Source organism: Burkholderia sp. BC1 (assembly GCF_052683555.1).
Genome location: NZ_JBQYLP010000027.1, coordinates 39,557 through 58,601 on the forward strand (window position 1 = coordinate 39,557; position 19,045 = coordinate 58,601).

General features: G+C 66.6%; 16 protein-coding genes. 9 read left to right on the plus strand and 7 right to left on the minus strand.

The annotated features are described in order from the left end of the window. Positions 1–32 precede the first annotated feature (32 nt). Positions 33–935, minus strand: a complete 903-nt coding sequence (locus ACSHSS_RS15370) for a LysR family transcriptional regulator (protein ID WP_006399179.1) — start codon at positions 933–935, stop codon at positions 33–35. Between the two features lie 158 nt (positions 936–1,093). Between ACSHSS_RS15370 and ACSHSS_RS15375 the strand changes: the two genes are divergently transcribed. Beyond that, positions 1,094–2,263 carry a porin gene (locus ACSHSS_RS15375; protein WP_043282186.1) on the plus strand — a complete coding sequence of 390 codons (1,170 nt, stop codon included), beginning with the start codon at positions 1,094–1,096 and terminating at the stop codon, positions 2,261–2,263. A 49-nt stretch (positions 2,264–2,312) separates the two neighbouring features. On the opposite strand, the gene ACSHSS_RS15380 is transcribed toward ACSHSS_RS15375, so the two are convergent. Continuing rightward, positions 2,313–3,290 (minus strand): bifunctional helix-turn-helix transcriptional regulator/GNAT family N-acetyltransferase, encoded by a 978-nt coding sequence (locus tag ACSHSS_RS15380; protein ID WP_006416943.1) that lies wholly within the window; start codon positions 3,288–3,290, stop codon positions 2,313–2,315. Here ACSHSS_RS15380 and ACSHSS_RS15385 point away from each other — a divergent pair. Together ACSHSS_RS15385 and ACSHSS_RS15390 are read left to right on the plus strand one after the other, a co-directional pair. Then, complete coding sequence (locus tag ACSHSS_RS15385; protein WP_445545193.1) at positions 3,289–3,879, plus strand: hypothetical protein; 591 nt, start codon at positions 3,289–3,291, stop codon at positions 3,877–3,879. The genes ACSHSS_RS15380 and ACSHSS_RS15385 overlap by 2 nt on opposite strands. Before the next feature lie 412 nt (positions 3,880–4,291). Next, on the plus strand, positions 4,292–5,371 hold the full coding sequence (locus ACSHSS_RS15390) for a tartrate dehydrogenase (protein ID WP_012218351.1): 1,080 nt from the start codon (positions 4,292–4,294) through the stop codon (positions 5,369–5,371). Positions 5,372–5,412: 41 nt separating this feature from the next. On the opposite strand, the gene ACSHSS_RS15395 is transcribed toward ACSHSS_RS15390, so the two are convergent. The 4 genes from ACSHSS_RS15395 to ACSHSS_RS15410 form a co-directional block, all read right to left on the minus strand. Further along, on the minus strand, positions 5,413–6,483 hold the full coding sequence (locus tag ACSHSS_RS15395) for a PAS domain-containing protein (RefSeq protein WP_006416951.1): 1,071 nt from the start codon (positions 6,481–6,483) through the stop codon (positions 5,413–5,415). A 161-nt stretch (positions 6,484–6,644) separates the two neighbouring features. Beyond that, positions 6,645–7,610 (minus strand): PDR/VanB family oxidoreductase, encoded by a 966-nt coding sequence (locus ACSHSS_RS15400; protein WP_006416888.1) that lies wholly within the window; start codon positions 7,608–7,610, stop codon positions 6,645–6,647. Positions 7,611–7,698: 88 nt separating this feature from the next. Next, positions 7,699–9,159 (minus strand): NAD-dependent succinate-semialdehyde dehydrogenase, encoded by a 1,461-nt coding sequence (locus ACSHSS_RS15405; protein ID WP_048994740.1) that lies wholly within the window; start codon positions 9,157–9,159, stop codon positions 7,699–7,701. 22 nt (positions 9,160–9,181) lie between these two features. Further along, entirely contained in the window at positions 9,182–10,330 is a 1,149-nt protein-coding gene (locus ACSHSS_RS15410; RefSeq protein ID WP_006416918.1) for an aromatic ring-hydroxylating oxygenase subunit alpha, read from the minus strand. Between the two features lie 370 nt (positions 10,331–10,700). Between ACSHSS_RS15410 and ACSHSS_RS15415 the strand changes: the two genes are divergently transcribed. Genes ACSHSS_RS15415 through ACSHSS_RS15425 form a run of 3 tightly spaced genes read left to right on the plus strand, consistent with a single transcriptional unit; the run spans position 10,701 to position 13,302 of the window. Further along, the gene (locus ACSHSS_RS15415) at positions 10,701–12,143 is read left to right on the plus strand and encodes a purine-cytosine permease family protein (RefSeq protein ID WP_048994747.1); all 1,443 of its coding nucleotides are present in this window, start codon (positions 10,701–10,703) and stop codon (positions 12,141–12,143) included. 53 nt (positions 12,144–12,196) lie between these two features. Next, on the plus strand, positions 12,197–12,391 hold the full coding sequence (locus tag ACSHSS_RS15420) for a hypothetical protein (protein ID WP_233620035.1): 195 nt from the start codon (positions 12,197–12,199) through the stop codon (positions 12,389–12,391). Beyond that, entirely contained in the window at positions 12,388–13,302 is a 915-nt protein-coding gene (locus ACSHSS_RS15425; protein WP_048994738.1) for a LysR substrate-binding domain-containing protein, read from the plus strand. Before ACSHSS_RS15420 ends, ACSHSS_RS15425 begins: the two co-directional genes overlap by 4 nt. Before the next feature lie 90 nt (positions 13,303–13,392). Here ACSHSS_RS15425 and ACSHSS_RS15430 read toward each other — a convergent pair whose 3' ends face one another. Beyond that, a complete protein-coding gene (locus ACSHSS_RS15430) occupies positions 13,393–14,487 on the minus strand; it encodes an AraC family transcriptional regulator (protein WP_006416906.1) in 1,095 nt (364 codons plus the stop codon). 253 nt (positions 14,488–14,740) lie between these two features. On the opposite strand from ACSHSS_RS15430, the gene ACSHSS_RS15435 reads away from it, so the two are divergent. The 3 genes from ACSHSS_RS15435 to ACSHSS_RS15445 are packed head-to-tail and all read left to right on the plus strand — an operon-like array spanning position 14,741 to position 19,026. After that, a complete protein-coding gene (locus tag ACSHSS_RS15435; RefSeq protein ID WP_006416950.1) occupies positions 14,741–16,132 on the plus strand; it encodes an APC family permease in 1,392 nt (463 codons plus the stop codon). Positions 16,133–16,175: 43 nt separating this feature from the next. Then, a complete protein-coding gene (locus ACSHSS_RS15440) occupies positions 16,176–17,564 on the plus strand; it encodes an aspartate aminotransferase family protein (RefSeq protein WP_006416885.1) in 1,389 nt (462 codons plus the stop codon). 37 nt (positions 17,565–17,601) lie between these two features. After that, the gene (locus tag ACSHSS_RS15445; RefSeq protein ID WP_006416908.1) at positions 17,602–19,026 is read left to right on the plus strand and encodes an aldehyde dehydrogenase family protein; all 1,425 of its coding nucleotides are present in this window, start codon (positions 17,602–17,604) and stop codon (positions 19,024–19,026) included. Positions 19,027–19,045: the final 19 nt, after the last annotated feature.

Below are 19,045 nucleotides of genomic sequence, written 5' to 3' on the forward strand. Positions count from 1 at the left end.
CGCGAACGCTATCAAACCGGCATGCGCATCGCTTATTCCCGCGCGGCGGCGGCCTTGACCAGCGCGCACAGGTCGCTCGCCATGCTCGACATCGACACCGCGCGATGCCGGACGATGCCGACCGTGCGCGAGATGACGGGGCTCGTGATCGGCACCGCACGCACGTCGGGCGACGCGAGCATGCCGACGCCGTCGACCGCGCTGCGCGGCAGGATCGCGCAGCCCACACCGGCCGCGACGAGCGCCGCGACGCACGAGATGTGCTCGACTTCGTAGAACCAGCGCAGGCGCACGGCTTCCTGCCCCATCAGCATTTCGAGCAGCAGCCGGTTGCCGCTGTCGCGCCCGCCGATCACGAGCCGCGCGTGGCGCAGCTCGGCGAGCGTCACGCCCTCGAGTTGCGCGAGTGGATCGTCGCGATGCACGGCCAGCACGTAGCGATCGGGAAACAGCGGCTCGAACAGCAGATCCTCGTCGTCACCGGGATGCAGGCTCACGCCGAACTCGGCGATGCCCGCGCGCACCTGCGACAGCACGAAGTCGTGATTGCCGTCGAGGATCTGCACGCCGATCAGCGGATATTTCTCTGCGTACTGAAGCAGCACCTTCGGCAGCAACTGCGCGACGACGGTCGGAATGCTCGAGACGCGCACCTTGCCGTAGCGCTTCTCCGCGATTTCCTGGATCGACGACAGCATCATCCCCAACTGCGCGATCTGCTCGCGCGCCATCGGCAGGAACTGGCGGCCCACGCCGGTGAGCGTCACGCTGCGCGTCGTGCGCTGGAACAACTCGACGCCGAGCGCCTGCTCCAGTTTCTGGATGCGACGGGAAAGCCCCGGCTGCGTGAGGTGCAGCTTCTCCGCCGCACGATGGAACGTCCCCAGTTCCGCGACGGCGACAAACGCTTCCAGTTCCGAGTTTTCTACTTTCATAGCGCTTCCGCATCAATTCCAAACGGGTCGTCATTGGACGACGGATTTTGATACGCCGACCATTGTCACCGAAAAATATTCGCGTGGCCGTGCAGCGCCGTGCCGGCAGCGACGCGAAAAACGTTTCCTCCACAACCATCGAACGAGCTCACGCGACCATGAGACCAGTCCATCGATTCGCATTCCCGATCACGTTGTCGACACTGTGCTGCGCCGCGGCATGCGCACAGAGCAGCGTCACGCTCTACGGCTTGCTCGATGGCGGCGTGGCCTATGTCAGCCATGCCGCTGCGGCGAACGGCGCGAGCGGATCCGCGTTCCGGTTCGGCAATGCGATGTCGGGCAATCGCTGGGGCTTGAAGGGCAGCGAGGAATTGGGCGGCGGCTTGTCGGCGGTGTTCCAGCTCGAAAGCGGCTACAGCCTCGGCACAGGCATGGCGGCGCAAGGCGGGCGCGAGTTCGGGCGCACGGCGATCGTCGGCTTGTCGAGCACGCGCTGGGGGACGGTGAGGATGGGGCGTCAGTACGATCCGCTCGTCGATCTCGTTTCGGCGCTGACCGAGGACGCGTACTTCGGCCTGACGTTCGGGCCGCCGGGCGATGTCGACAACTACGACGGCAGCATGCGCGTGAACAACGCGATCAAGTACACGAGCCCGCTCGTCGGCGGTTTGCGGGTCGCGGCGCTGTACGGCTTCGGCGGTGTGGCCGGCGCGACGTCGGCGGGGCAGACGTGGAGCGTGGCGGGCAGCTACGCGTACGGACCGTTCTCGGTCGCGGCCGGCTATTTCTCGGCGAACGGCGGCAATACGATGAACGGTGCAGGCGTGCGCACGTGGAACGCCAGCACGGACAGTCCGTTCAACACGGCCGCGAACGTCGGGTTCGCGAGCACGCATGCGGTCAATATCACGCGCATCGCGGGCCAGTATGCGGCCGGCGCGTGGACCGTCGGCGCGGGGTACTCGCGCACGGAGTATGTGCCCGACGGCGCATCGGCGTTTCAGGTACGCACGCGTTTCAACGACGGATCGGCGTTTGCCAACTATCGGATCGGCGCGGCGCTGAATGCGGGCATCGGATATCACTACACGTGGCTCGCGGGCGCGAGCGCCGCGCATTATCACCAGCTGAATGCGGGCATCGACTATCTGCTGTCGAAGCGCACGGACGTCTATGCGATCGCGGCGTTCCAGCGCGCGTCGGGAACGACGCTCGGCGCGGCCGGCACGCGCGTGACCGCGCAGGCCGTGATCGGCGACTACGGGTTGAACGCGGGCGCGAATACGCAGACGATTGTTGCGATCGGGATGCGGCAGCGGTTTTGATTGCGTTGCTACGCGTGGCGACAGAACGCGCGGCTACGCACGCTCGATGTCATTGCTCCGGCCGTTGCCGCACGAAGCGCTGCTCGGTGACGGTCGTGCCCCATTGCGCGCCTTCAGCTTCGCTGTCGAGCGTAAAGCCGAACGACTCGTAAAGATGGCGGGCCGAATCGAGACCCTTGAAGGTCCACAGGTAGGTCTCGCGGAACGGATAGTCGTCGACGAAGCGCATCGCGCGCGTCATCAGCTGACGCCCGATGCCTGTGCCGCGCAATGCATCGCTCACGATGAACCAGCGCAGGTGCGCGACGCCCGTCGCCGCGTCGCCGTCGATCGCGAGAGACGCCACCGCGCGGCCGTCGTCCATGCAGAGCCAGAGCGCGCGGCCTTCGGCCGGCAGCGTGGCCGCGAACGCCGCGAGCTCGGTCGCGACCCGCTTCTCGAAAAAGGCGCCGAATCCCCAGTGTTCGGCATAGAAGCGGGCATGGAGGCTGGCGATGTCGCCGATGCAGCCCGGTTGATAGCCTTCGAGAATCGGCGGCGCGTCGGGTTTGCGAGCTGTCGTCCTCGCCGCATTGTCCTGCGCGAGCGCGTCCGCATAAAGCGCGAGCGAGCGCAGCAGCGTCTGCTGATCGGCGGGCATCAGGCGGCGCAGCGCATTCGACACTTGGTCGGTCGCGAACTGGTCGATGCGTTTGCGCAGCTTTTTGCCTTCCGCGGTCAGAAACAATGCAGCCGTGCGCGCATCGCCGCTCGAGACGCGGCGCTCCACGAGGCCGGCCGCTTCGAGCCGCGCCAGCTGTCGGCTGGTGTTCGACTTGTCGAGCCGGAGGATCTGTGCCAGATCCTTCGCGTTGATGCCCGGCGACATGCCGATCTCGAGCACCGCGTGAACGGCCGAGGGCGCCCAGTCGCTGTCGGCTAGCGTCGCGCGCATGAACCCCAGTTCGCGCACGAGTTTGCGGGAGAAGTCGCGCAGCTCGAGGATGGTGGCATCGCGCGGCTGTGCGGGAAGGTCGACGAGGTCCATGATCGGTCCTGGAAAGTTGCGAGTCGCAATCGATAATAGTTGCGATGCGCAACTCAATCAAGCGAAATTTTCGGCGCGATGCGCGCTGGTGAAGCGCGTGATCTTCGACGCAATTCGAGGCACACTTGCGCTCAGGATCGGCCGCGCGTCGATCCGAAGAATCGATGGGCACGCAATGGAGGTGGGCATGAACGGACTGCGAACATCGGCTGCCATGCTGTGTGTGGGGTGCAGCATCGTCTGCGGCGTTGCGTATGGCGCGGGCGGCGAGGACGCGTCGTCATGTCGTGCGGCGAACGCTGCGCCGCCCGGTATGCAGCCGATGTTGCCGGATCGACAGGGCGCGTCGATGAACGCCGAGACGACGGTTCGCAGCTTTTCGACGCAGGGATGCGCCGGCGCCGTGCTCAAGGGCGAGCGGGGAACAGCGACGGTCGACGGGGACAAGGTCGAATTGAAGCAGGGCGCGGTGTACGTGAACGGTATTTCGTACGGGGCCGTGGCGCCCGCGCAAACGGTCGAATACGACGTCGCGCGAGGGAAGCGCACGTTGAGGGTGGATGGGGAAGTGCGCACGCCGGCGAGATGATGGGCGGGCCTTCGTTGTGCAACTGAGGGCGATCGACTGGCCTGAAGATTGACGCGTAGTCGTCGATTGCCCGCGCCGACCGTAGATCGGACCAATCGATGCCGACACGCGTAACGGAAAGCGGCAACTGCTCGACACCGCCGACGAGCCCAACGAGGCGCGCGTTTTCGACCGGATCGCATCGGTCGGCAACGCTTCCTGCGCGCGGGATGCTCGCCGTCCCGCGATTGTCCACGATTCGTGCACGACGAATCCCCGGTTGAGCCGATTATCCGCGCCGCGCTTTCCGGCATCCTGTCGTCCATGCGTTGCGTGCACCCGCGCATGTCGCGCGCACGCCGCCCGAGCACCGCACACCGGCGCATCGGAGCAGACGCAAGACGCAACCGACGACACACACGGAGAACCGGAAATGACCCAGACATTCAAGATCGCCGCGATCGCCGGCGACGGCATCGGCCAGGAAGTGATGCCCGAAGGCGTGCGCGTGCTGCAAGCGGCATGCGCGAAGTTCGGCCTGAACCTCGAGTTCACGCATTTCGAGTGGGCAAGCTGCGACTACTACCTGCAGCACGGCAAGATGATGCCGGACGACTGGTTCGAAACGCTGCGCGGCTACGATGCGATCTACTTCGGCGCAGTCGGCTGGCCCGACAAGGTGCCCGACCATATTTCGCTGTGGGGCTCGCTGCTGAAGTTCCGCCGCGAATTCGACCAGTACGTGAACCTGCGTCCCGTGCGCCTGCTGCCCGGCGTGCCGTGCCCGCTCGCGAATCGCAAGCCCGGCGACATCGACTTCTATGTGGTGCGCGAGAACACCGAAGGCGAATACACGTCGGTCGGCGGCAAGATGTTCGAAGGCACCGAGCGTGAATTCGTGCTGCAGGAGTCGGTGTTCACGCGTCACGGCGTCGACCGCATCCTCAAGTACGCGTTCGAGCTCGCAAATACGCGTCCGCGCAAAAAGCTCACGGCGGCGACCAAGTCGAACGGCATCGCGGTCAGCATGCCGTACTGGGACGAGCGCGTCGCGGCGATCGCGGCCGGCTATCCCGACATCGCCTGGGACAAGCAGCACATCGACATTCTCTCGGCGCGCTTCGTGCTGCAGCCGGATCGCTTCGACGTGGTCGTCGCCTCGAACCTGTTCGGCGACATCCTGTCGGATCTCGGTCCTGCATGCACGGGTACGATCGGTCTCGCCGCATCGGCGAACCTGAATCCGGAGCGCACCTTTCCGTCGCTGTTCGAGCCCGTGCACGGCTCGGCACCGGACATCTTCGGCAAGAACATCGCCAACCCGATCGCGATGATCTGGTCCGGCGCGATGATGCTGGATTTCCTCGGCGATGGCGACGCACGCTTCAAGGACGCGCACGACGCCATCATGCGCGCGATCGAGACGGTGCTCGTGAGCGGGCCGCGCACGCCCGACATGGGCGGCACGGCCGATACGACGGCGGTCGGCAAGGCGGTTGCAGCCGCACTCTGACGCTCGCCGTACGCGACGCGAGATGCGCGGGCAGCCGGACGTCAGTGCGGCGTGGTCGCCGCGGCCGGTTGCGCGGCGAACGCGATCGCGTCGGCGGGTTCCGCCGCGCGGCACATGGCCGTCACACGCACGCCGTCTCCTTCGTCGTCGGGCCGCGCGTGGCCCTGCTCGAGCATCAGCCGCACGGTGCCGTCGGGCAGCAGTGCGCGATACAACGCGCGATAGTCGCCGTGCTTCGCCATCGCTTCCTGCAGCGCGGCATCGCGCGCGGCGCGATCGTCCGGATGCACGCGTGCCTGCACTTGCGCATGACGATGCGGCGCATCGTCACGCTCGACGCCGAACAGCCGGCACCATTCGTCCGAGACGATCACTTCATCGGGCGCCTGCCGCCATTGCCACGCGCCGCGCCCGGCCAGGCGCTCGGCGTCGGCGAGCAGCGCGATCTGCGCACGCAGCTGCTGTTCCAGCGACTTGCGCGCGCTGATGTCGATCGTCGTGCCGACCATCCGCGTCGGCCGGCCCGCGTCGTCGACGAGCGTCGCGGTGCGCGATTCGATCCAGCGCACGGTGCCGTCCGGCAGCACGATCCGGAACTCCCACACGTACGGCTTGCGCGCGTCGATCGCTTCCTGCAGCGCGCGGCTGTTGAGCCAGCTGCGCTCGTCGGGATGCAGGATGTCCCAGAACTCCTCGTTGCTGTGGATTTCGCGGCCGTACAGCTTCGCGCAGTTGTCGGAATAGATCAGCTCGTCCGATACGAGATTCCATTCCCAGGTGACGATGCCGGCCGCTTCTTGCGCGTGCTTCATACGCGCTTCGCTCGACACGATTTCGGCCGTATAGCGGCGGCGCAGGTCGGTCATCGGTAGTTCGGGCTGCGCGCCGATGCCGAGATCCTTCACCGCATCGTCGCCGTAGCGCAGCCAGACCCAGTTGACGTCGAGGAACGCGGCGAGCTTGCGCAGGTTGGAATAGTCGATCTCGCCGCCGCGCGTCCACTTGTGCACGGCCGGCCGCGAAATGCCGACCGCGTCGGCCACTTGCTGCAGGCTCAGCTTCTTGTGCTCGAGGAGCACCTTGAGACGGAACGCGAACGTATCCTCGGACATCCATTCCTCTTTCTGACGGCGGCGCGCGGCCAGACGACAAGGCGGCATCGCCCGCGGCGCGCGAGGGGCGGGCCGCGGGCGATGCCGCCGCGTCGAAAAGGAACGGCGCGCCGGGGTTCCTGTATCCGGCGTAGTTTACCGGATACGGCGCGCGGAAAAATTTACAGGTCGATCACGAGGCGCGCCGTACGCGCCCGCGAGACGCACAGCAGGATCGTCTTCTGCGCGGCCTTTTCGTCGTCGTCGAGATACTGGTCGCGGTGATCGGCCTCGCCTTCGAGGATCGCAACCTCGCAGGTACCGCACACGCCTTCGCGGCACAGCGAATCGATCTCTACGCCGGCGCGCTCGATCGCCTGCAGGATCGTCGTATCCTCGGGCACCTCGAGCTCGGTGCCCGAGCGCGCGAGCACGACGGTGAACGCCCGGCCGGCCGTATCGGTCGCGGCGAACTGTTCGGAATGGAGCTGCGACTTCGGCCAGCCGAGCAGTGCGGCATTCGCGTAGACGGCGTCGTTCAGGCCTTGCGGTCCGCACACGTAGACGTGCGCATCGGCGGGCAGCGTCTTGAACAGGCGCATCAGATCGAGGCGCTGGCCGAGGCTGTCGACGTAGGTATGCACGTTCGCCGCATGCGGGCCGGCCTTCAGCTCGTCGACGAACGCGCCGTGTTCGGGGCTTCGGTACGCGTAGTGCAGTTCGAGTTCGACGTCGCCGCCCGGCGCATGCTCGGCGAGTTGCGCGAGGAACGGCGTGATGCCGATGCCGCCGGCGATGAACACATGGCGGCGCGCGTTGCGTGCGAGTTCGAACAGGTTCGCGGGCGAGCCGATCGCGAGCCGCGTGCCGGCCGCGACATGCTCGTGCATGAACGCCGAACCGCCGCGCGACGCTTCCTCGCGGCGCACCGCAATCTGGTATTGGCGCGTGTCGTGCGGTGAGCTCAGCAGCGAGTACGCGTTGTGGTGCCACTGCTCGCCGTTCTGCATCGACACGAGCACGTGGGCGCCGCCGCTGAACGGCGGCAACGGTGCGCCGTCGGGCAGCGCGAGCGTGAAGCGCTTGATCAGCGGGGTCAGGGTATCGACGGCGACGACGTCGACGAAGATCGATTCACGGGCGTTCATCAGGCATTCCTTTGCCGGCGGGTAGAGCAGGGGATTCGGTACAGCTGAAAAAGACGCGCGGCCGAAGCGCGCGCGCCCGTCACGGGGATCAGGCGCTCACGCCGCCCATGCACAGGTATTTGATCGACAGGAAATCCTCGATCCCGTACTTGGAGCCTTCGCGGCCGATGCCCGACTGCTTGACGCCGCCGAACGGCGCCACTTCGTTCGAGATCAGCCCGCTGTTGATGCCGACGATCCCGTATTCGAGCTGCTCGGCCACGCGCCATACGCGACCGATGTCGCGGCTGTAGAAGTACGCGGCGAGGCCGTAGATCGAGTCGTTCGCGAGACGCACGACTTCGTCGTCGCTCGTGAAGCGCACGATCGGCGCGACAGGCCCGAAGATTTCCTCGCTCAGCACGGCCATCCCCGGCTTCGCGTCCGCAAGCACGGTGGGCGCGTAGAAGTTGCCGCCGCGCGCGTGCGGTGCGCCGCCCACGAGCACACGGGCACCTTGCGCGACCGCGTCGCGCACGAGGCCGTCGACCTTGTCGCGCGCGGCTTCGTTGATCAGCGGGCCGATGTTGACGCCGGCATCGAAACCGTCGCCGACATGGAACGCCGCGACGCGCTCCGCGAAGCGGCGGCAGAATTCGTCGTACACGGTGTCGTGCACGAAGAAGCGGTTCGCGCACACGCAGGTCTGGCCCGCGTTGCGGTACTTCGACAGCAGCGCGCCTTCGACCGCGCGGTCGAGGTCGGCATCGTCGAACACGATGAACGGCGCGTTGCCGCCCAGCTCGAGCGACATCTTCTTGACGGTGTCCGAGCACTGGCGCATCAGCAGCCGGCCGACTTCGGTCGAACCGGTGAAGGTCAGCTTCTTCACGAGCGGGCTCGAGGTCATTTCCGCACCGATCTCGCGCGACTTGCCGGTCACGACGTTGACGACGCCCGCCGGAATGCCGGCTTCCTCGGCGAGCGCCGCGACCGCGAACGCCGACAACGGCGTTTCGTTCGCGGGCTTGATCACGATCGTGCAGCCGGCCGCGAGCGCGGGAGCGGCCTTGCGCGTGATCATCGCCGCGGGGAAATTCCACGGCGTGATCGCCGCGCACACGCCGACCGGCTCCTTCGTCACGACGAGGCGCTGATCGGGGTTCGGGCTCGGGATCACGTCGCCGTCGATGCGCTTGGCCTGCTCGGCGAACCATTCGACGAACGACGCCGCATAGGCGATCTCGCCGCGTGCTTCGGCGAGCGGCTTGCCCTGTTCGCGCGTCATCAGCACCGCGAGGTCTTCCTGGCGCGCCATGATGAGCTCGAACCAGTTGCGCAGCAGGCGCGCGCGCTCCTTCGCGGTGGTCTTGCGCCACGTCGCGAACGCCGTATGCGCGGCCTCGATCGCGGCGCGCGCCTCGGCGGCGCCCATGTTCGGCACGCGTGCGATCAGCTCGCCGGTCGACGGATTGGTGACGTCGAGCACCGCGCCGTCGTCGGCGCCGCGCCACGCGCCGGCAATGTATGCCTGCTCGCGCAGCAGGCCCGGTGGTTGAAGGGAAGTCATGTCGATGTCGTCCTGGTGGGTGTCAGTCCTGATACTTTTGTGCGAGCAGATGATGGAAGTGCGCGATGCCGTGTTCGCTGATGCCGCTGCGGCGCTGGTCGACCATGATTCGGCCCTGGCCGCGATAGCCGCGCGACTTCAGCCCCTTCTGCACGCTCTCGACGAGGCGCAGGTCTTCCGGGCGGAACACGTTGCGATACCACTCGATCAGGTTCTTCTGATAGTCGGTCAGCTCTTCGTTCAGGAAGTAGATGTCGTAGTGCTGCAGCGTCACCTCGGCGTTGACCGGGAATTCATAGATCACGGTCATGAAATCGGCGCCCGGCGGCACGTTGAACATCGTGCACGGCCACGCCCAGAAGCCCTGGAAGCTCGCGTCCTGGATCGACGGGTCGAGCTTGAACGAACGCTCCGACGATTCCGCGTGACCGAACTGCAGCGTCCAGTTGCCGTGCAGCGTGTGCGTGTACTGGTCGATCTTCACCGAGTCGGAGAAGCCGGGGTGCGCGGGGCCGCAGTGGTAGCACTCGAGATAGTTGTCGACGATCGACTTCCAGTTCGCGGGCGTCTCGCTGACGAAGCGCGCGGCGAGCTTCAGGTCGTCGATCACCGGGCACGCAGCGCGCAGGCGCGCCTCCATGCCGGGCAGCTGCTCCTCGACCGTGCCGGCGTTCGGGTTCAGGTTGATGAACACGAAGCCCGCGTATTCCTCGACCTTGACCGGCACGAGGCTTGCGTTCTCCTTGTCGAACGCCATCACGTGATCGCAGTTGTTCGCGTGCGCGAGCGCGCCGTCGAGCTTGAACGTCCATGCGTGGTACGGGCACGTGATCACGTTCTTCGCCTTGCCGCTGCCTTCGAGCAGCTGATGGCCGCGGTGCGGGCAGACGTTGTAGAACGCACGCAGCACCTTGTCCTTGCCGCACACGATCAGCACGTTCTCGCCGATCACTTCGCGCGTGACATACTGGTTCGCGTCGGCCAGTTCGCTGCGGTGCGCGACGCAGATCCACGTGTCGGCGAAGATCTTCTCTTCCTCGAGCTTGAAGACCTCCTGCGACGTGTAATAGGTTTTCGGAATCGTCCAGGCGAGTTCCGGGTTCGAGCAGAAATCGGCCGGCAGTTGCGGCAGCTTGGCTTTCTGGTGGAATTCGATCGGCAGATAGGTCATGGCGTCGGCTCGGATGTTGTGTTTTATTAACTGGTGGTTACGTTAAAACTGGTAGTTAACGAAATATAGAAAATGCGCGAGCGATTTGGGATCAGGGTTATCCCGAAATTCGCCACGAATTTGCCGGCATCCAAGGGCAAAATTCGTATGACGTTTGCTGCAAATCAGGAACGCGGCGCGGAGAGCTTGCGTCAATAGGAAGTTGCGCTAGTACGGTGGACCCGGCGAAGTGCGTATTATCGTTAACTAATAGTTAATCGTTAACTGTAAGTAACGTCACCGGTGTTCGGTGATCGGCCACGCCGCTGCCGGTTTCGCTTCGGCCGCGGCGCGGCGCGTCACCGCCGCCGACAGACGCAATGGAGGAGACATGAGACAGCAGGCAGTGGCCGACGGCCTCGCGATGGAAGGTCGCGGCAAGTCGCGCATCGAGGCGCGTTCGATCGACTATGTGCCGCTCGCGGAGCGGCGCGGCAAGGCGTGGCACTTGTGGCCCGTCTGGTTTACCGGCGACGCGAATCTCGCGACGATCGCGTGCGGCGCGATCGGCGTGAGCATGGGGGGGAATCTGCTGTGGAGCGCGATCGCGGTGCTGATCGGCAATCTGCTCGGCACGTTCTTCATGGCGTTCCATTCGAGCCAGGGCCCGCAGCTCGGGCTGCCTCAGATGATCCAGTCGCGGCCGCAGTTCGGCTACATGGGCGCGCTGCTGGTATGGATCGTCGCGCTCGTCACGTATGTCGGCTACAACTCGTTCAATCAGCTGATGGCCTGCCAGACCGCGCATCACCTGCTCGGCACGGAGCTGCACGTCAGCTATATCGTGTTTACCGCGATTGCGGTGGCGCTCGCGATCTTCGGCTACGACCTGATTCACAAGGCGCAGCGCTGGCTCGCGATCGCGCTTTTGATCGCATTGAGCGTGTTCAGCGTCGGCATCTGCGTGAAGGTGCCGTTCCCGGCCGAACAGCTGTCGTTCGCGGGCTTCAAGGCGACGCCGTTCCTCGTGCAGCTGTTCGCGGCGGCGGCCTATCAACTGTCGTGGTCGATCTACGTGTCGGACTACTCGCGCTATCTGCCGCCCAAGACCGGTGTGCGCGCAACCTTCTGGTGGACCTTCACCGGCGCGCTGATCGGCGGTGCATGGATGATGCTGGTCGGCACGGCTGCGGCCGCGCTGAACGCAAAGATCGAGATCGCCGACGCCGTGCAGCGCGCGGGCGATGCCATCCATCCGGGTTTCGGCTCCGTCACGCTGCTGCTGTCGCTGCTCGGGCTGCTCGCGATCACGGGCCTGAATTTCTATGGCGCATCGCTGACGCTGCTCAGCATCACCGATTCGTTCCGGCCGCTCAAGTCGAGCGCGGGCAAGCGCGTCGCGAGCCTGCTGATCGTCGCGGTGGTCGCGACGTCGCTCGCGTTCGCGGCGTCCGACGACTTCATGGGCAAGTTCGGCGACTTTCTCGGCATCCTCGGTTACCTGTTCACGCCGTGGACCGCGATCAACCTCGTCGACTTCTTCTTCGTGCGGCATACGCATTACTCGGTGCGCGAAATCTTCAACCCGCGCGGCATCTACGGGCGCTGGAACTGGCGCGGCCTTACCGCCTATGCGGTCGGCTTCGTCGCGATGATTCCGTTCTTCAAGACCGAGACGTACAGCGGCCCCGTCGCACGTGCGCTCGGCGGCACCGATATCGCGATGCTGGTCGGCCTGCCGGTTGCCGCACTCGTCTATCTGTGGGCATGCCGCTCGCTCGATACCGAAGCAGAGCGCAAGCTCGTCGAGGCCGCCGATCGCGGCCTGAACTGATCCGCACGGATCGTCGACTTCGCGATGAAACGATGAGTCACGTGCTAAAGCAGATGCTGTCGCTGGTGGCGCTGAGCCTCGCGTGCGCCGCCACCGACAGCCGTGCGCAGGGCGGTGTCGCGCCATGCGGCGGATTCGCCCCCGCGTTCGGCGCGGGCGGCGCGCGCGTCGCAAAGTGGGGCGACGAGGACGCAAACGCAGGCATGCGTCGGCAAGTGCGACGCGATCGGAACGGAGCCGCGCAATGAACGAGACGAGCGCGATACCGGAGCTCGGCGACCTGCGCGTGTTCTGCATGGTCGCGCGCAAGGCGAGCTTCAGTGCGGCGGCCGACGCGCTTGCGATGTCGTCGTCGTATGTCAGCAAGCGCGTCGGGATGCTCGAGACGAGCCTCGGCATTCGTCTGCTGCACCGCTCGACGCGCCGCGTCTCGGTGACGGACGCCGGCGAGCGCGTATACGCGTGGGCCGAGAAGATCCTCGACGACGTCGAGCATCTGGTCGAGGATGTGTCGAGCACGCGCCGCGTGCCGCGCGGCACCTTGCGCGTGTCGAGCAGCTTCGGCTTCGGCCGCAATGTCGTCGCGCCCGCGCTGGCCGAGTTGTCGGATCGCCATCCGCAGCTCAACGTCCGGCTGGAACTGTTCGACCGGATCGTCGACGTCGCGGCCGAGGGCTTCGACGTCGACATTCGTATCGGCGACGAGATCGCCGGCCATCTGATCGCCAAGCAGCTTGCGACGAACCATCGCGTGCTCTGCGCATCGCCCGACTACCTGGCGCGGCATGGCACGCCGAAGCAGGTCGACGATCTCGCATCGCACGCCTGTCTCGCGATCAAGGAGCGCGACCGTCCGTTCGGCGTGTGGCGGCTCGACGCGCGCGGCGAGACGGTATCCGTGCAAGTCACGGGCCCGCTGTCGAGCAATCACGGCGAAGTCGCCGTGCAGTGGGCGCTCGCCGGGCGCGGGATCGTGCTGCGCTCGGTGTGGGACGTACAGCCGTTGCTCGATGCGGGCCGGCTGCAGCGTGTGCTGCCGGGCGTCACGCAGCCGGCGAATGTCTGGGCCGTCTATCCGGCGCGGCTCGCGCAGTCCGCGAAGGTGCGCGCGTGCGTCGAGTTTCTGAAGGAAAGGCTGGGCGCGCAGGGCTGCCGGTGATCGCCCTTTCGCGTGGTTGGATCGCGGGCCTCGTGCAGGTCCGCTTCTCCCGGATGGCACCGCAATGCGCACAGCGAGCCGCGGCGACCGTCACGCATCGCCGCCGCGGCCCTCGCGCGGCGCGCGTCCGGTCCAGCGCCGGTAGGCATGACGGAACGCGCGCGGCTCGCTGTAGCCGAGATGCTCGGCGATCGCGGCGACCGTCAGCGCGGGATCGTCGAGCAGCCGTGCGGCTTCGTCGCGCCGCACGTCGTCGAGCAGCATCTGAAACGAGATACCGTCCTTCTCGAGCCGTCTGCGCAGCGTGCGCTCCGTCATGTGCAGCGCATCGGCGAGCGACGTCATCGACTTGAAGCGCGATAGATCGCGCGTCATCAGCGCCTTCGCACGATCGGCGAAGCGCGTGCCGATCGATGCGGCCCATTGCCGCTCGAGCGCCTCGCACTGGCCGTGCAGCGCGTTGAAGCTGACCTCGTTCGCGAGCCGCGGCGTTTCGGTGCCGTTCACCGCAGTAAACACGAGACTGTTCTCGCCCGCATTGAAAACGGCCTTGCAGCCGAAATGCCGCACGTAGTCGGCCGCATTGCGCGGCGTGCGGCGCGCGAGCAGCAACTGGTCGGGCCAGACCGGCTTGCCGACGAGATCGGACACGATCAGCCGCAGGCTCGACAGACACATGTCGGTCTGGAACACCTCGAGATCGGGCTCGCCGTTGTAGCGGTCGATCGTCACCGTCATGCCGTCCGCATGCGCATGCACGCGCACGTCGAAGTACAGCCCCATGAACAGCGGAAACTGGCTCATGCAGCGAAACGCCTGCGTCACCGAGTCGCTGATCAGCATCGCGTAGCCGGCAAGACCGAGCGTCGAGACGTGCAGCCGCGCGCCGATCCACAGCCCGATCGACGGCACGCCGCTGCATCGCAGCAGATTGCGGAAGCAGCGTTGCTCCTGCGCGCGGTTCACGTACAGGTTCGGCGACGCGACTTCGTCGGCGCCGAGCCCCGTGCCTTCCAGCAGCGCGGCGCTGTCGATGTGTCTGACGCGGCATTCGTCGAGCGCGACCGCGATCGCGTGGACGGTGGCGGGAATGTCTTCCTGGCGTCCGGCCGGACGCGCGAGATCGGGAAACGAACGCAGGCTGCGTTCGGCGCTGCTTTGATGTCGGTGAGACCGGCTGTCCATGGCAGTGAGGCGGCGACGGGATCGCGTAGAACATAGCCGGAATGTGCGCGCGGCGCCAGAGGCGTCGCACGCGTCGCGCGCCGGCGCGGCCGCGCATGTCTGCCTGTCCGGAAATATCCCTCGATTACGTCCGCATTTGTCATTCGTCCTCGCGTTTTTGGCGCACCACACTCTGTCCGACATCGCGCTGGGGCCGTCGACGGCCGCGAGCGGCGCGACACGACACGACGGACGACATACACGTGAGGACAGCATGACAGACAGCACATCCGCTCGACGCGCGCCGCACGCCGCGTTCGACGATTCCGCCTCCGACGCCGACGCGCGCGACGCCTTCGCGTCGCGGCACGCGCGTCCGCTCGGCCTGTTCACGCTCGTGATCTTCGGTCTCGCCTACATGCTGCCGATGACGGTGTTCACGACGTACGGCCTCGTCACGCGCGAGACGAACGGCCACCTCGTCGCCGCCTACGCGGTCACGCTGATCGCGATGCTGTTCACCGCGCGCAGCTACGGACATATGACGCGTCTGATGCCGAGCGCAGGCTCCGCGTACACGTTCGCGAGCCGCAATTTCGGCACGTCGGCCGGCTTCATGGTCGGCTGGGCGCTGCTGATGGACTACCTGTTCATCCCGATGATCAGCTATCTCGCGATCGGCATCTACATGAAGCAGATCGTCCCCGCGGTGCCGCCCGCCGTCTGGATCGTCGCGAGCATCGCATTCATCACGGCGCTGAACGTGATCGGCATCCGGCTCGTCAATCGCGTGAACCTGATCCTGATCGCGAGCCAGCTCGTGTTCATCGCCGTGTTTCTCGTTGCGGCCGCGCGCGTGGCGGGCGGCGACGCGCTGTCGACGACGATCGCGCTGCCCGCCACGGAGGACGCACACGCGATCTTCTCCGGCGCCGCGATTCTGTGCCTGTCGTTTCTCGGCTTCGACGCGGTGTCGACGCTGTCCGAGGAAACGCGCGAACCGCGGCGCACGGTGCCGCGCGCGATCCTGCTCTGCACGCTGGCGAGCGGCGTGCTGTTCATGCTGATCGCGTATGCAGGGCAGGCCGCGTTTCCGGACTGGCACGCGTTTCGCGATCTCGATTCGGCGAGTCTCGAGCTGATGCGGCATATCGGCGGCGGCCCGCTGTCCGCGTTTTTCGTCGCGGTCTACGTGGCCGGCTGCTTCGCGAGCGCGATGGCCGGGCAGGCAAGCGTCACGCGCGTGCTGTTCGCGATGGGACGCGACCGCGTGCTGCCCGAATGCGTATTCGGCCGTCTGCATGTACGGCTGCGCACGCCGGTGCGCGCGACGCTCGCGGTCGGCGCCGTGTCGCTGTCGGCGTTGTTCATCACGCTCGATCTCGCGTCGACGATGATCAGCTTCGGTGCGCTCGTCGCGTTCGCGGTCGTGAACCTCTGCGTGATGCGCAGCTATCTGTCGCGGCCCGAACATCGCACGGCGGCAGGCTGGATCCGGTTCGGCGCGATGCCCGCGATCGGCTTCGCGCTCAACGTCTGGCTGTGGTCGGGGCTGTCGCGCCAGACGTTCTACGTCGGCATCGCGTGGCTCGCGCTCGGACTCGCGCAGCTCGTCTGGCTCACGCGCGGCTTCACGCGCCCCGCGCCGACGCTGACGATGAATTGAACGGCCGGTCGTCGCACCGGCACTGATAAGGAGGAACGAGGCAATGAACGTCAATCCCGATACCGATCTGCAGGCGCTCGCGAAGCGTCATCTGCTGATGCACTTCACGCATGCCGACGCATACGGCGACGCGGCGCTGACCGTCTTCGACCGCGGCGAAGGATGCTGGCTCGTCGATCGCGACGGCAAGCGCTACTTCGATGCGCTGGCCGGGTTGTACTGCGTGCAGGTCGGCTACAGCCACGGCGCGGAGATCGGCGACGCGGTGCGCGAGCAGATGACGCGGCTGCCGTTCGCGACGAACTGGAGCTACGCGCACGAACCGGCGATCCGGCTCGCAGAGCGGCTCGCGACCCTGGCGCCGGAGGGGCTCAATCGCGTGTTCTTCACGTCGAGCGGATCGGAGTCGAACGAATCGGCGATCAAGCTCGTGCGCCAGTATCACCAGGCGCGCGGCGAGCCGCAGCGGCGCAAGTTCATCGCGCGGCGCGTCGCGTATCACGGCACGTCGTTCGGCGCGCTCGCGCTGAACGGCATGACGGCGTTCCGCAAGCATTTCGAGCCGCTGATGTCGGGCGTGCGGCACGTCGGCAACACGAAGCGCTACGGCCGGCCGGTCGACGAGACGGAAGCGCAGTTCACGCGTCATCTGCTCGACGAGATCGAGTCGCTGATCGTGCAGGAAGGGCCGGACACGGTCGCGGCGATCGTCGTCGAACCGCTGCAGAACGCGGGCGGCAGCCTGACGCCGCCGGCCGGCTACACGGCCGGGCTGCGCGAGATCTGCGACCGGCACGGCGTGCTGCTCGTCGCGGACGAAGTGATCTGCGGGTTCGGCCGCGTCGGCGAGTATTTCGGCTCGACGCGCTACGGGTTGAAACCGGACATCATCACGTTCGCGAAAGGAATCGCATCGGGCTATGTGCCGCTCGGCGGCGTGATCGCGAGCGACGCGGTGGTCGATGCGGTACTCGCAGGTCCGCAGCAGATGTTCCTGCACGGCGCGACCTACGGCGGCCATCCGGTTGCCTGCGCGGCCGCGCTCGCGAATCTCGCGATCATCGAGCGCGAGCGCGTGTTCGACAACGTGCGCGACAACGCCGCGTATTTCCGCGCGACGCTCGATGCGCTGCTCGAGCTGCCGTGCGTCGGCGACGTGCGTGGCGACGGCTATCACTATTCGCTCGAACTCGTGACCGACAAGCAGGCACGCCGCTGGACCGGCAGCATCGACGCGCGGACCTTCGTGTCGACCGTGCTCGCGCCGGCGATCTTCGATGCGGGGCTGCTGTGCCGCGCCGGCGTCGATCACGAAGGCACGCCGATCGTGCAGTTCTCGCCGCCGCTCGTGATGACGCGCGACGAGATCGCATGGTTCGTCGCGCAGATTCGCGACATCGTCGCCGACGCGTATGCGCGCGCGACGCGCTGAGCGCCCGTGCCGCGCGCCAAACCCACAGGAGCATTCGATGCGTACGTCCCGACAAGCCTACATCGCCGGACAATGGCTCGACCCGGCGGACGAACAATCGATCGACGTGATCGATCCGGCCACGGCGCGGCCGTATGCGCGGCTCGGCATCGGCGGCACGGCCGAGGTCGACCGCGCGGTCGCCGCCGCAAAGCAGGCGTTCGATGCGTATGCGCGCTGGCCGGTCGACGCGCGCGTTGCGCTGCTGTCGCGCGTGCTCGACATTTACCGGCGCCGCTACGACGAGGTCGCGCAGACGATCAGTCAGGAAATGGGCGCCCCGATCGCGTTCGCGCGTGCGATGCAGGCCGCGGTCGGCACCGCGCACCTCCAGCAGACGATCCGCGCGCTGCAGTCGTTCCGCTTTGCGACGCAGACCGATTCGCTGCTCGTCTCGCACGAGCCGATCGGCGTTTGCGCGCTGATCACGCCGTGGAACTGGCCGATCAACCAGATCGTCTGCAAGGTGGCGCCTGCGCTTGCTGCCGGCTGCACGATGGTGCTGAAGCCGAGCGAGATCGCGCCGTTCAGCGCGATCCTGTTCGCGGAGATCCTCGACGAAGCCGGCGTGCCGCCCGGCGTGTTCAACCTCGTGCACGGTTACGGGCAGGTCGTCGGCGATGCGCTCGCGCGGCATCCGGACGTCGACATGGTGTCGTTCACGGGCTCGACGCGCGCAGGCATCGAGGTCGCGAAGGCCGCGGCCGATACCGTCAAGCGCGTGCATCAGGAACTCGGCAGCAAGAGCCCGAACCTGATCCTGCCCGACGCGGGCATTGCCGACGCGGTCGCGCGCGGCGTACGCAGCTGCTTCAGCAACAGCGGCCAGTCGTGCAACGCGCCGACGCGCATGCTCGTGCACGTCGATCGGCTGGCCGAAGCCGAAGCGGCCGCGCGCGACGAGGCGCGCCGCACGATCGTCGGCGATCCGCGTTCGCCCGAGACGACGATCGGGCCGGTCGTGAGCCGCACGCAGTTCGAGCGGATCCAGCAGTTCATCCGGCTCGGCATCGACGAAGGCGCGACGCTGATCGCGGGCGGCCTCGGCCGGCCGGAGGGGCTCGGCGACGGGTTCTACGTGCGGCCGACGGTATTCTCGAACGTGACGCCCGACATGACGATCGCGCGCGAGGAAATCTTCGGGCCCGTGCTGTCGATCATGACGTACCGGACCGAGGACGAGGCGATCGCGCTCGCGAACGATTCGGTGTACGGGCTCGCCGCCTACGTGCAGTCGAAGGATCTCGAACGCGCGCGGCGCGTGGCCGCGCGGCTGCGCGTCGGCAACGTGCACATCAACTATCCGGCGTGGAATCCGGCCGCGCCGTTCGGCGGGTACAAGCGTTCGGGCAACGGGCGCGAGTATGCGGAATTCGGCCTCGCCGAATATCTGGAAACGAAGGGCACGACCGGCTACGCTTGAGCGGCATGTCGATCCGCGC

Excerpts from the sequence above, each read along its gene's own strand:
- ACSHSS_RS15370 (WP_006399179.1), bottom strand. The coding sequence starts at position 935 with ATGAAAGTAGAAAACTCGGAACTGGAAGCGTTTGTCGCCGTCGCGGAA.
- ACSHSS_RS15405 (WP_048994740.1), bottom strand. The coding sequence starts at position 9,159 with ATGACTTCCCTTCAACCACCGGGCCTGCTGCGCGAGCAGGCATACATT.
- ACSHSS_RS15390 (WP_012218351.1), top strand. The coding sequence starts at position 4,292 with ATGACCCAGACATTCAAGATCGCCGCGATCGCCGGCGACGGCATCGGC.
- ACSHSS_RS15435 (WP_006416950.1), top strand. The coding sequence starts at position 14,741 with ATGACAGACAGCACATCCGCTCGACGCGCGCCGCACGCCGCGTTCGAC.
- ACSHSS_RS15375 (WP_043282186.1), top strand. The coding sequence starts at position 1,094 with ATGAGACCAGTCCATCGATTCGCATTCCCGATCACGTTGTCGACACTG.
- ACSHSS_RS15420 (WP_233620035.1), top strand. The coding sequence starts at position 12,197 with ATGCTGTCGCTGGTGGCGCTGAGCCTCGCGTGCGCCGCCACCGACAGC.
- ACSHSS_RS15430 (WP_006416906.1), bottom strand. The coding sequence starts at position 14,487 with ATGGACAGCCGGTCTCACCGACATCAAAGCAGCGCCGAACGCAGCCTG.
- ACSHSS_RS15380 (WP_006416943.1), bottom strand. The coding sequence starts at position 3,290 with ATGGACCTCGTCGACCTTCCCGCACAGCCGCGCGATGCCACCATCCTC.
- ACSHSS_RS15395 (WP_006416951.1), bottom strand. The coding sequence starts at position 6,483 with ATGTCCGAGGATACGTTCGCGTTCCGTCTCAAGGTGCTCCTCGAGCAC.
- ACSHSS_RS15410 (WP_006416918.1), bottom strand. The coding sequence starts at position 10,330 with ATGACCTATCTGCCGATCGAATTCCACCAGAAAGCCAAGCTGCCGCAA.
- ACSHSS_RS15400 (WP_006416888.1), bottom strand. The coding sequence starts at position 7,610 with ATGAACGCCCGTGAATCGATCTTCGTCGACGTCGTCGCCGTCGATACC.
- ACSHSS_RS15415 (WP_048994747.1), top strand. The coding sequence starts at position 10,701 with ATGAGACAGCAGGCAGTGGCCGACGGCCTCGCGATGGAAGGTCGCGGC.
- ACSHSS_RS15425 (WP_048994738.1), top strand. The coding sequence starts at position 12,388 with ATGAACGAGACGAGCGCGATACCGGAGCTCGGCGACCTGCGCGTGTTC.
- ACSHSS_RS15445 (WP_006416908.1), top strand. The coding sequence starts at position 17,602 with ATGCGTACGTCCCGACAAGCCTACATCGCCGGACAATGGCTCGACCCG.
- ACSHSS_RS15385 (WP_445545193.1), top strand. The coding sequence starts at position 3,289 with ATGATCGGTCCTGGAAAGTTGCGAGTCGCAATCGATAATAGTTGCGAT.
- ACSHSS_RS15440 (WP_006416885.1), top strand. The coding sequence starts at position 16,176 with ATGAACGTCAATCCCGATACCGATCTGCAGGCGCTCGCGAAGCGTCAT.